The 11,846-nt window shown below is 71.5% G+C and carries 11 protein-coding genes; 8 read left to right on the top strand and 3 right to left on the bottom strand.

The features are described 5' to 3' along the window. Positions 1-43 precede the first annotated feature (43 nt). Positions 44-1,207 (top strand): LCP family protein, encoded by a 1,164-nt coding sequence (locus tag CHC05_RS11995; RefSeq protein ID WP_425426734.1) that lies wholly within the window; start codon positions 44-46, stop codon positions 1,205-1,207. A gap of 10 nt (positions 1,208-1,217) precedes the next feature. Next, positions 1,218-1,874 (top strand): class I SAM-dependent methyltransferase, encoded by a 657-nt coding sequence (locus tag CHC05_RS11990; protein ID WP_089247905.1) that lies wholly within the window; start codon positions 1,218-1,220, stop codon positions 1,872-1,874. A gap of 382 nt (positions 1,875-2,256) precedes the next feature. On the opposite strand, the gene CHC05_RS11985 is transcribed toward CHC05_RS11990, so the two are convergent. Next, on the bottom strand, positions 2,257-3,258 hold the full coding sequence (locus CHC05_RS11985) for a zinc-binding alcohol dehydrogenase family protein (protein ID WP_245870789.1): 1,002 nt from the start codon (positions 3,256-3,258) through the stop codon (positions 2,257-2,259). A gap of 111 nt (positions 3,259-3,369) precedes the next feature. On the opposite strand from CHC05_RS11985, the gene CHC05_RS11980 reads away from it, so the two are divergent. Next, the gene (locus CHC05_RS11980) at positions 3,370-3,630 is read left to right on the top strand and encodes an SHOCT domain-containing protein (protein ID WP_218824519.1); all 261 of its coding nucleotides are present in this window, start codon (positions 3,370-3,372) and stop codon (positions 3,628-3,630) included. 274 nt (positions 3,631-3,904) lie between these two features. Here the strand turns inward: CHC05_RS11980 and recQ are convergent, their stop codons facing one another. Further along, a complete protein-coding gene (gene recQ, locus CHC05_RS11975; RefSeq protein ID WP_245870788.1) occupies positions 3,905-5,962 on the bottom strand; it encodes a DNA helicase RecQ in 2,058 nt (685 codons plus the stop codon). Between the two features lie 122 nt (positions 5,963-6,084). Here recQ and CHC05_RS11970 point away from each other — a divergent pair, with 122 nt between their 5' ends. The 4 genes from CHC05_RS11970 to CHC05_RS11955 all read left to right on the top strand — a co-directional run bounded on the left by CHC05_RS11970 (position 6,085) and on the right by CHC05_RS11955 (position 10,488). Next, on the top strand, positions 6,085-6,540 hold the full coding sequence (locus CHC05_RS11970) for a MarR family transcriptional regulator (RefSeq protein WP_089247903.1): 456 nt from the start codon (positions 6,085-6,087) through the stop codon (positions 6,538-6,540). A 164-nt stretch (positions 6,541-6,704) separates the two neighbouring features. Beyond that, positions 6,705-8,453 carry an ABC transporter ATP-binding protein gene (locus CHC05_RS11965; protein WP_245870787.1) on the top strand — a complete coding sequence of 583 codons (1,749 nt, stop codon included), beginning with the start codon at positions 6,705-6,707 and terminating at the stop codon, positions 8,451-8,453. Then, a complete protein-coding gene (locus tag CHC05_RS11960) occupies positions 8,398-9,249 on the top strand; it encodes a Rieske (2Fe-2S) protein (RefSeq protein ID WP_089247899.1) in 852 nt (283 codons plus the stop codon). Before CHC05_RS11965 ends, CHC05_RS11960 begins: the two co-directional genes overlap by 56 nt. 45 nt (positions 9,250-9,294) lie before the next feature. After that, positions 9,295-10,488 carry a metallophosphoesterase gene (locus CHC05_RS11955; protein WP_245870786.1) on the top strand — a complete coding sequence of 398 codons (1,194 nt, stop codon included), beginning with the start codon at positions 9,295-9,297 and terminating at the stop codon, positions 10,486-10,488. Here the strand turns inward: CHC05_RS11955 and CHC05_RS11950 are convergent. Next, complete coding sequence (locus CHC05_RS11950; RefSeq protein WP_089247897.1) at positions 10,479-10,829, bottom strand: DoxX family protein; 351 nt, start codon at positions 10,827-10,829, stop codon at positions 10,479-10,481. The two genes, CHC05_RS11955 and CHC05_RS11950, sit on opposite strands and share 10 nt — an antisense overlap. Positions 10,830-10,877: 48 nt before the next feature. Between CHC05_RS11950 and CHC05_RS11945 the strand changes: the two genes are divergently transcribed. After that, a complete protein-coding gene (locus tag CHC05_RS11945) occupies positions 10,878-11,846 on the top strand; it encodes a ketopantoate reductase family protein (RefSeq protein ID WP_089247895.1) in 969 nt (322 codons plus the stop codon).

Raw genomic sequence — 11,846 nt, 5'->3', positions numbered from 1 at the left:
TGGGTATCCGAATGCGTCTCTCTAATGACACGGGAGGACGCCGATGCCCCGGAAGGAACCCGCCGAGCCCGAAGCCACCGTCGAGAAAACGCCCACGAAGAAGCCGGCTCGGGCGCGCATGACCCCGCGCTGGGCCCGGGTCTGCGTGATCATCGGCGCGGTGTTGATGGTCGCGAGCGGCGGGTTGATCGTCACCTCGCAGGCCTTGCTGGCCCGCTACGAGGGCGCGGTGCAGACCGAGGACCTGTTCGGCGAGGGCGGCGACGTCGAGCCGGAAGAGAGCGAAATCAAGGGCCCGATCAACATCCTGCTGGTCGGCATCGACCCGCGCGAGGAGACCGCGCTGCCGCTGGCCGACTCCATCATGATCATGCACATCCCGGCGGGGCTCGACCGCGGTTACCTGTTCTCGTTGCCGCGCGACCTGCTGGTCGACATCCCTTCTTTTCCGAAGTCGAACTATCGCGGTGGCAACGGGAAGCTCAACTCGGCGATGGCGTTCGGCAGCCGGGTCTCGGGCGGTGGGCGGCCGGACCGGGCCAAGGGCTTCGAGCTGCTGTCGAAGACGATCACCGGTTACACCGGGATCAAGCGGTTCGACGCCGGCGCGATCGTCAACTTCAACGGCTTCAAGAAGATCGTCGACGCGATGGGCGGCGTCACCATGACGGTCGACCAGGACGTGGTGCTGTCGGAGCACCTCAAGCCGGACGGCACCCATCGCCCCAACGACGGGTCGGGGAGCGAGCATCCCTACTACGGTCCGCAGGCCAAATACACGCGTGGCACGCACAAGTTCAACGGCTGGCAGGCGCTCGACTACGTGCGGCAGCGTTATGGCGTCAAGGACGGCGACTACGGGCGGCAGCGGCACCAGCAGCAGTTCGTCAAGGCGATGGCGCAGCAGGCGTTGAGCAGGTCGGTGCTGACGGACCCGCCCAAGCTCGACCGGGTGCTGCGGGCGGCGGGGGAGTCGCTGGTGTTCAACGGGCGGGGGCACAGCGTGGTCGACTTCGGCTTCGCGCTGCGGCACATGCGCCAGGACTCCATCACGATGGTCAAGTTCAAGGGCGGGAGCGTTTTCAACTCCAGCGGCAAGTACGCCGGTGAGGGGTTGCCGGCGGTCGCGAAGCAGTTCTTCGCGGCGATCCAGGCCGGCACGGCTGACTCTTTCGTCGCCGCGAACCCGGAGCTCGTCAGCAAGTAGTCTTCCCGGAATGTCGGAAAGCCGGATTCGCGAAACGTACGACACCGTGGCCGCCGCCTACGACGCGGCGCTGCGGTCGGAGCTGGCGGCGAAGCCGGTCGACCGCGCCCTGCTCGACGCGCTGCTCTCGCTCTGCCCCGGGATCGTCGCCGACGTGGGCTGCGGTCCGGGACACGTGACGCGGCACCTGGCCGCGCGGCACCGGGCGGTGGTCGGCGTCGACCTCTCGCCGTCGATGGTCGAGATCGCCCGCGCGGCCGCGCCGTCGCTCAGCTTCGAGGTCGGCTCGATGCTGGACCTGCCGGTCGCCGACGGCGCCTGGTCGGGCATCGTGGCGTTCTACTCGATCATCCACCTGACGCCGGCGGAGCGGGTCCGGGCTTTCGCGGAGTTCGCTCGCGTGCTCGAGCCGGGCGGGTGGGCGCTGGTGGCATTCCACGTGTCGGCCGACGACCAACCGCCGGGCAGCACCCAGCACACGACCTCGTGGTTCGGCTCGCCGGTCGACTTGGACTCGTTCTACCTCGACCCGGCCGAGGTGACCGCGGACCTGGGCGCGGCCGGGTTCACGGTCGCGTCCAGCACGATGCGCGCGCCTCTGCCGGATGTCGAGTACCCGAGCCACCGCTGCTATCTGCTGGCGCAGTCGGACGCGCGGCGGTTGTAGGTCCCGGGGCCGTCGATCCTTCCGTCCGCTGGCTCGGCCGTGATCAACGCGGGGTGGCGGACGCCGGTCGACGAGCGTTTGCGCTGCCTTCGGGCAGCCCCGCCGCATAGGTGGTGGCGCTGGTCGGGCCGCGGCGGCTGGCTGATGCGGGAGTGGCGGTCGGGCGTCGCCGGCCTTGCGCGGGTTGGACCGCCCCCGCCGGGCGACGGCGTCGGCCGAGGACGGAGGCCACCCGCGGTGCTGCCGCGGCGGCTGGCTAATGCGGGAGGCGGCCTTGGCGTCGACTGCACTGGCGATACCCCTTCGACCCGGCCGCCCTCCGGGTGGAAGTCGAGTTCGTGCCGATGATCTGGGGTACGACGATCGCGCTGATCGGCCTTGGTCAGCTCGCGGAGACGACCACCTTGCCGATGGCGGCCGAGCTCTCGACGCGGGCGTGCGCGTCCCGCATGGTCGCCGCGTCGAGCGGGCCTAGTCGGGTGGTCGCGGTGCTGCGTACCTTGCCCGCGTCGACCAGCTTGGCCGTCTCCTCCAGCAGGTCGTGCTGGTAGCTGTCCTCAGGCAGCAGCATCGGCCGGGTGAACATCAGCTCCCAGTGCCAGGCCACGCTCTTCGCCTTGAGCGGCAGCAGGTCGAGCCCTTCCGGCTCGTCGGTGGCCGCGATGTGTCCGAGGGGGCGGATGAGCTCGGCGTACGCGTCGATGTTGCCCTTCGAGAACGGGCTGATCAGGTAGTCGACTCCGTCCGGCGCCGCCGTGCGCACCGACTCGACCAGGTTGTGCCGGTCCACGACCTGGTGCGCGCCCATCCGCGTGGCCCAGCGTTGCGAGTCGCCGCGGCCGGCGGTGGCGACCAGGGTCAGGCCGGTGCGGGCCCGCGCCAGTTGGAGGACCATCGACCCGACGCCGCCCGCGCCGCCGATCACCAGGAGCGTGCCGGTGCTCGCGGCCGACAGTCCGAAGTGGTCGAAGAGCATCTCCCAGGCGGTGATCGTGGTCAGCGGCAGCGCGGCCGCCTCTGCGAAGTCGAGGCTGGCCGGCTTGTGCCCGACGATGTTCTCGTTGACCGCCTGGAACTGCGCGTTGCTGCCCGGCCGGTCGATCTGGCCCGCGTAGTAGACCTCGTCGCCGACCCCGAACCGGGTCACGGCGGGGCCGACCGCCGTCACCACGCCCGCCGCGTCGTACCCGAGGATGCGAAAGCCCTTCGGGTCGCTTCCCGAGCGGGACTTGACGTCGACCGGGTTGACCGAGACCGCCTCGACCCGAACGAGCAGGTCGTGCGGTCCCGGCGTGGGGATCGGCACGTCCGCGTCGACCAGGCTCTCGGAGTCGGTGATCGGAAGCCGTTTCCGGTAGCCGACCGCCCGCATGAGGTCACCCATCACCCCACGCTAGGCGCTGCGTCCGCCTGCGTACGCCGGATGTCGCTCCCAGGCTGACGTCGCGCGCGGCCGCCTGCGGGACCGTCGAGGCACAAACGAAAGGAGCCCACGATGGTGACCGAACTTGCGACCCACGCCGCCGACCCCGCGTGGCACAACGGCCCCTGGAACCACGGCGGCCCCGGCTGGTGGATCGTCTTCCCGATCGTGTTCTGGGTGCTGGTGGTGTCGGTGATCGGCTACGTCATCTGGCGCCGCTCCCCGGGTCAGAGCGCCCGACACGCGGCGGAGCAGACGCTGGCGGAGCGCTACGCCCGCGGCGAGATCGACGAACACGAGCTCCGCGAGCGCCGCGCAAACCTCAAGCGCTGACAGCATCCAGGTCGCGCCATCCCGGCTGGCGCGGGTCCCCGGGCAGGCGACAGAGCTTGGCCTCGGCGGAGGCCGCGCTTGTGCCGAGGTCGCCGGGCTTGGGCTCCGCGCGGAACTCAAGCGTTGACCAGAAACGTGGCCTGGTCATGCCGGTTTAGGCGGACTCCCCGGGAACGCGGCGGAGCCGGGCGTCGGCGGAGAGCTGTCCTTGTGCCGCGGTCGACCGGGCATGCGCTCCGCGCGAACCTAGAACGCCAACCGGAACGGGGCCCGGCTATTCGTCGTAGTAGTCGGGCTCCACCAGATCCTCATCACCCCACAGGTCGTCGTCGGCGGGCTTTGGTCGGGGTGCGGAGGTCGCGGCCCGCGCGCCCGTGGCCGGCGGAGGCGGCGGGGAGCTGGTTCCCACGGCCGCGACTGGCGGAGAGTCGGTCCGCGCGGCCGCGGTTGGCGGAGAGTCGGTCCGCGCGGCCGCGGGCGACGGGCCCGGTAGCGAGTCGGCCAGGACGTCCAGGACCGGCTGGCCGTACTTGGCCAGCTTGTTCTCGCCGATTCCGCTGATGCGGCCGAGCTCGGCCAGCGAGCCTGGCTCGTCGGCGGCGATGTGGCGCAGGGTCGCGTCGTGGAAGATCACGTAGGCCGGGACGCCCTGCTCCTTGGCGGTGGCGGCGCGCCAGGCGCGTAGCCGCTCGAACGTGCCGACCGCCTCGCCGGACAACGCCGCCGTCGCGGACGCCGCCTTGGGGGCGGCCGCGCGGGACTGCCGCGGGGTCTTGGGCGGCTCGCGCCGCAGCATCACCTGGCGTTCCTTGGCCAGCACACCGCGGCTGGCATCCGTGAGCGACAGCGTGCCGTAGTCGCCCTCGACCGCCAGCAACCCCTGCGCCAGCAGTTGCCGCACCGCGCCTCGCCACTCGGCCTCGGACAGCTCGGTGCCGATGCCGTAGACGGACAGCTGGTCGTGCCGGAACCGGGTGACCTTGTCGGTCTGCCGGCCCAGCAGGATGTCGATCAGCTGGCCGGCGCCGAACCGCTGGTTGCGCTCGCGGTCGAGGCGCAGCACCGTGGAGAGCAGCTTCTGCGCCGCGACCGTGCCGTCGAACGAGGACGGCGGCGTCAGGCAGGTGTCGCAGTTGCCGCACGGCTGGCCGTCGGGCTCGCCGAAATAGGCCAGCAACTGGACCCGGCGGCACGAAACCGTCTCGCACAGCGCCAGCATCGCGTCGAGGTGTTGGGCCAGCGCGCGGCGCCGGGTGCGGTCGGCGTCGGAAGTCTCGATCATTTTGCGTTGCTGGACCACGTCTTGCAGGCCGTAGGCCAGCCACGCCGTCGACGGCAGCCCGTCGCGGCCGGCCCGGCCCGTCTCCTGGTAGTAGCCCTCGACCGACTTCGGCAGGTCGAGGTGGGCGACGAAACGCACGTCGGGCTTGTCGATGCCCATGCCGAACGCGATGGTCGCCACCATCACCAGGCCGTCTTCGCGCAGGAAGCGGGCCTGGTTGTCGGCGCGGGTGCGGGCGTCGAGCCCGGCGTGGTAGGGCAGCGCCGGCACCCCGGTGGCGACCAGCAGCTCGGCGGTGCGCTCGACCGACGCCCGGGACAGGCAGTAGACGATGCCGGCGTCGTCCTTGTGCTCGGTGCGGAGGAAGTCGAGGAGCTGCGTGGCCGGGCTCTTCTTCGGCACGATGCGGTATTGGATGTTGGGCCGGTCGAAGCCCGCCACGAACCGCTTGGCCTCGGTCAGGTTGAGCCGGGTGGCGATCTCGTCGCGGGTCGCGGTGGTCGCGGTCGCCGTCAACGCGATGCGCGGCACGTCGGGCCAGCGCTCGTGCAGCACCGACAGCCCGAGGTAGTCGGGCCGGAAGTCGTGGCCCCACTGCGCGACGCAGTGCGCCTCGTCGATCGCGAACAGGGCGATCCGCCCGCGCTCGAGCAGGCGCATCGTCTTCTCGGAGCCGAGCGCCTCGGGTGCCAGATAGAGCAGGTCGAGCTCGCCACCGATGAACGCGGCCTCGGTGTCGCGCCGCTCGCCCCACTCCTGCGTGGAGTTGATGAAGCCCGCCCGCACCCCGAGCGTCCGCATGGCGTCGACCTGGTCCTGCATGAGCGCGATCAGCGGCGAGATGACCACGCCGACGCCGGGCCGGACGATCGCCGGGATCTGGTAGCAGAGCGACTTGCCACCGCCGGTCGGCATCAGGACCAGCGCGTCACCCCCGCCGACCAGCTGCTCGATGATCTCTTCCTGCTGGTTGCGAAACGTCTCGTAACCGAAGAGCCGCCGAAGCACCTCGACCGGCGCGGCACCTGCCAGATCCGCTGTCGTCGTCACCCGGCGATTCTATGGGGCCGCAAGCCCGGTGCGTTTCTGCCTGTGGATAACTCAATTGATACGCATGAGCTGACGACCAACCCCGGGTCGCGAGCGCAAAACCAAGAAGATATCGTCAGCGAATGCGTACGGAAACGGATGTCGCGATCGCCCGCCGGATCCGCACGGGCGTCGCCGCCTACAGCGAACGCATCCGTGCCGAACGCGCCGGCCTGCTGACACTCACCCAGACGGCGGTGCTCGGCCAGGTCTACCGGCACGGCGCGCTGACCCCGGGCGAGATCGCCGACCGGCTGCGCGCGAAGCCACAGACGCTGACCCGGGTGCTCGCCGCCCTCGAGGAAAGTGCCCTGATCACCCGCACGCCGGACCCGGACGACCGCCGCCAGTCACTGATCACGATCACCGACACCGGCCGCGCCACGCTCCGCGACGAGATGCACCCACGCGACGTCTTCGCCGCCGCACTCATCGCGCACGAGCTCACCGCCGAGGAACGCGACCTGCTGACCATCGCCGCCCGCCTGCTGGAGCGATTGGCCACCGCCGGCGACCCACCGGTGAGAACCGAACCATGAGCAGCAGTGATACGCACGACGGCGCCCCGAAACCCCGGAGGAGCACCGCCGGCCGTGGCCGTCCCGCTAGCGGTCGTGGCGCGCCGGCCGACAAGGACATCCGGCCGCCTTTGCGGCGAGTCACCGCCCTCTTCCGCAGGCACCGCCGCTGGGTGGTCGCGCTGGTGGCAGCCGCCTGTCTGCTCGGTGCTGTCAACGTCGTCTCGCCGTTTCTGCTTCGGGCGATCATCGACCGCGCTCTGCCCGACAAGAACGCGGCGCTGATCTCGTACCTTGCCGGGGGCATGATTGTCGCCGCTCTGGCCGGTGCCGGTCTTGGCGTGGTGACCACCTGGCTGGCCAACCTGATCGGCCAGCGGGTCATGCACGAGCTTCGCGTCCAGGTCTTCACGCACCTGCAGCGGATGTCACTGCTCTACTACGTGCGTACCCGCCCGGGTGAGCTCCAGTCCCGGATCGCCAACGACGTCGGCGGCGTGGAGAACGTGGTCGCCAACACCGCCGCCTCCGCCGTGCAGAACGCGACCAGTGCCGCCGCGGTCGGAGTGGCCGCGCTGGTGATGAGCTGGAAGCTCGCCCTGATCTGCCTCGCGGTGGTGCCGCTGTTCCTGTTGGCCGCGATCCGCCTCGGGTCCCAGCGCCGGGGGATCGCGCGGCGCCGCCAAGGGCAGCTCGCCAACCTGACCGCGATCGTCGAAGAAGGACTGTCGGTGGCCGGGATGCTGCTCGCCACCACGATGGGTCGGCGGGCGGCGCTGGCGCAGCGGTTCACGACGGAGTCCCAGGCGCTGGCCGACAGCGAGATGCGCGCGGCGATGAGCGGCAAGTGGCTGCTCTCGACCCGCCGGGCGAGCCTGACCATGGTGCCCGCCGTCGTCTACTGGGTGGCCGGCCTCGCGTTCGCCCACGGTGCGGTGGTCATCTCGATCGGCACCGCGGTCGCGTTCACCAGCATGCTCAACCGGCTGGTCGGGCCGGCCAGCGCGCTGCAGGGGCTGGGCCTGCAGGTGTCCACCTCGATGGCGCTGTTCGGGCGGATCTTCGAGGTGCTCGACGAACCGGTCGACATCGTCGAGAAGCCGACGGCCCGCGCCCTGCCCGCGGTGGCCGGCGACGTGCGGTTCGACGGCGTCGGCTTCCGGTACGCGGACGACCAGCCGTGGACGCTCGACGGCATCGACCTGCACGTGCCGCCCGGCACGACGACCGCCCTTGTCGGCGAGACCGGTTCGGGCAAGACCACGCTCGGCTACCTGGTGGCCCGGCTGGTCGACCCTGGGCGCGGCGCGGTCCGGATCGACGGCGTCGACCTGCGCGACCTGCGCCTCGACGCGGTGTCCGGCGCGGTCGGGCTGGTCTCGCAGGACACCTACCTGTTCCACGACACGGTGCGGGCCAACCTGCTGTTCGGCGCGCCGGACGCGAGCCAGGAGCAGGTCGAGGCGGCCTGCCGCGCGGCCCGGATCCACGACCTGGTGGTGTCCCTGCCGGACGGCTACGACACGGTGGTCGGCGCGCGCGGCCACCGGTTCTCGGGCGGCGAGCGGCAGCGGCTGGCGATCGCTCGGATGATCCTGCGCGACCCGCCGGTGCTGGTGCTCGACGAGGCGACCAGCGCGCTGGACAACGAGACGGAGCGGGCGGTGCAGGCGGCGCTCGACGAGCTGTCCCGGGGGCGCACCACGATCGCCATCGCGCACCGGCTGTCCACGGTGCGGCACGCCGACCAGATCGTGGTGCTGGACCGGGGCCGGATCGTCGAGCGGGGTACGCACGACGAGTTGATCACCCTGGGCGGCCGCTACGCCCGGCTGGCGGCCGGCGTTTGGGGTGCCGGACCCGGGGAAACCCCAGCAGATGAAGCAGCTGCTGACCCGACTCGAACAGGCGTCCGGTCTCGACCGGATCAGTGATCCACTTCAGAAGGCGCTGCAGGCGGCACTGAAGCCGCGTATGCTCCGCGACGCTCTGCACGGCGTCCAGGTCGGCCACCCGCTGCATCCCGCACTGGCCTCGTTCACCCTGGGCTCGATGACCAGCGCCGCGATCCTCGACGTGCTGCGCGGCCAGGAGTTCCCGGCGACGCTGATGGTCGGGGGCGCCGTGGCCAGCGCTCCGGTCACCGTTGTCGCGGGCGCCAACGACTGGGCGGAGCTGGACGCCGAGCAGCGCCGCGTCGGCCTCGTACACCTGTTGGTCAACACGGCTTCGGTCGGCTTCTACACCGCGTCGCTGCTGCTCCGCCTGCGCGGCGACCACGCCCGTGGCCGGCTGCTCGGCTTCGCCGGGTTCGGCCTCGTCAACCTGGGCGCGTTCCTCGGCGGACACCTGGCCTACAAGCAGGGCGCCCAGGTCAACCAGGCGGCCACCCAGCTGCACCGGATCAGCGACGGCTGGCACCCGGTGGCCGACATCAGCGCACTGCCGCACGGCACGCCGGTCTCCCGCAGCATCGGCGAGGTGCCGGTGCTCGTCTACCGCGACGGCGACCGGGTCTCGGTGCTGCTCGAGCGGTGCGGCCACGAGACCGGCCCGCTCGGCGAGGGCCGCATGGTCGACGTCGACGGCGACGCCTGCGTCGAGTGCCCGTGGCACGGCAGCACGTTCCGGCTCGCCGACGGCCTGGTCATGCACGGCCCCGCCGGATCCGATCAGCCTGTCCTGCGTACCCGCGTGGTCAACGACGTGGTCGAGGCAAACCTGCCGTAACCGCACGTCCACAAGGGAAACGGTTGATCGTGACATGCTTTGCCGGTGACCGAAGCTGAGATCGTGCCGGAGCCGCCGGCCCAGCAACCCCGCCGGCTGCGCCGGACGGTGCTGACCCTCGCGACGATGGTGCTCATCCTCTTCGGGGTGCCATGCGGGTTGCTCGTCTTCACGGGCCAGGACTGGCCGGCCTGGGTACGCGGCCTCGGCAGCGCGGTGTTCTTCTTCGGAGCCCTGCTGTACGGGCGGATGATGGTGCTCGGCCACGGCCGCCGGCATCGCGACTGGGCCGCCCGGATCGGCGACACCACGCTCGGCGTCATCTGGGTGTTGTTCACGTGCTCGATCCTGGCGCAGCTGCTGCGGCTGCCGCTGTGGGCGGGCGGCGTCGACGACCCGCTCCGGTCGCGCGTCACGGCCGGCGCCGCGGTGGTCGCCGCGCTGGTGCTGCTGGGTTGGGGGCATTACGAGGCGATGCGGGTCTCCCGCGTGCGCGAGGTGTCGGTGACCATTCCGCGCCTCGGGGCCGGGCTGGACGGGCTGCGGGTGGTGCTGCTGACGGACACGCACTACGGTCCGATCAACCGGGCGCGCTGGTCGGCCGGTGTGGTCGACGTGGTCAACGCGCTCGACGCCGACCTGGTCTGCCATACCGGTGACATCGCCGACGGCACGGTCACGCAGCGCCTGGAGCAGGCGGCGCCGCTCGGTCAGGTCAAGGCCCGCTACGGCCGCGCTTATGTGACCGGCAACCACGAGTATTTCTCCGAGGCGCAGGAGTGGCTCGACCACATGCGCGAACTCGGCTGGGACGCCCTGCACAACCGGCACATCGTGCTCACCCGCGACGGTTCGAGCCTGGTGGTGGCCGGCGTCGACGACCGCACCGCGGCGCTCTCCGGCAAGCCGGGTCACCGCACCGACCACGCGGCCGCGCTCGCCGGAGCCGACCCGGACCTGCCCGTGCTGCTGTTGGCTCACCAGCCCCGCCAGATCGACGGTGCGGTCGAGCACGGGATCGACCTGCAGATCTCCGGCCACACGCACGGCGGGCAGATCTGGCCGTTCCACTACCTGGTGCTCACCGACCAGCCGGTGCTGCACGGGCTGAGCCGCCACGGCGAGCGGACGCAGCTCTACACGAGCCGGGGCACCGGTTTCTGGGGCCCGCCGTTCCGGGTCTTCGCGCCGAGCGAGATCACGTTGATCACGTTGCGGGCCGGCGATCCTCAGACGTAGCAGAGGCTGACCAGCCCCGACAGGAGGCCGAGGCCGACGGCGTTGCGGAAGTTGCGGCGGAGGTCGCGGGCGCGGATGTGCATGGCGATGGCGATCGCGAAGTACGCGACCAGGGCGGCGCAGGTCAGCACGCCGAGGTACGGGACGACCAGGCCGGCGATCAGCCCGGTGCCGGCGGCCAGCTTGATCGGGGTGAGCAGGCGGCGGACCAGCGGCGGCGCGTGGACGTCGTCGAGGCAGCGGCGGACGGCGTCCACCGGTCGGGCGCACATGGCGGCGTCGACGTACTGGATCGCGGCGAGCACCACGACCGGCCAGACCGGGTCGGCGATGATGGTCATGCTCACAGGACGGGAGCGGCCGGCGAAATGTGACATAGGTTCGTCGGTGTGCGTTGGGTGATCGTGGGTGCGGGCGCTGTCGGCGGAGTGGTCGGTGGCCGCTTGGCGGCGGCCGGGCAGGACGTGGTGCTGGTGGCGCGCGGCGCGCACCTCGACGCCATCCGCAGCGACGGGCTCGCGCTGCACTCGCCGGAGGGCCGCCGGACGCTGCGGCTGCCCGCGGTCGGCGCGGTCACCGAGCACGAGTGGCGCCCCGGCGACGTGGCAGTGCTTGCCGTCAAGGGCATGGACACCCCGGACGTGCTGCGCCCGCTGGCCGCGGTCGCGCCGCCGGAGACACCGGTGCTGTGCCTCCAGAACGGCGTGGCCAACGAGCGCGCGGCCCTGCGGGTCTTCCCCAACGTGTACGGCGTGTGGGTCATCCTCCCGGCCACCCACCTCGCGCCGGGCGTGGTGGTGGCCCACAGCTCACCGACCCCCGGCGGCCTCGACCTCGGCCGGGTCCCGGGCGGCGTGGACGACACCGCGCTGGCGCTGTCGAGTGGCCTGCGGGCGGTCGGCTTCGCGTCGGAGCCGCGGGCCGACATCATGCGCTGGAAGTACGTCAAGCTCCTGATGAACCTCGGCAACGCGATCCAGGCCCTCTGCGGCCCGGACGCGGAGGGCATCGACGAGCTCGACGCCCTGCTGCGCGCGGAGGCCACCGAGGTGCTGCGGGTCGCCGGCATCGACGTAGCCACCCCGGAGGAGGACGCCGCCCGCCGCAAGGGCCTGCTGACCATCCAGCCGGTCGAGGGCACCCCGCGTGGTGGTGGGTCGAGCTGGCAGAGCCTGGCCCGCGGCACGGGCACGGTCGAGGCGGACTACCTCAACGGCGAGATCGTGCTGCTGGGCCGCCTGCACGGCGTCGCGACGCCGGCCAACGAACTGGCCCGCCAACTCGTCAACCGCGCGGCCCGCGAAGGCACCCGCCCAGGCGCGCTCACCCCCTCCCAGTTCCTGAAGCTCCTGCCCTAA

The sequence above is a fragment of the Asanoa hainanensis genome (assembly GCF_900188485.1).
Lineage (GTDB): Bacteria > Actinomycetota > Actinomycetes > Mycobacteriales > Micromonosporaceae > Asanoa > Asanoa hainanensis.
Note: the sequence above shows the minus strand (reverse complement) of the source record. Positions and strands in the feature narration are given on the sequence as shown.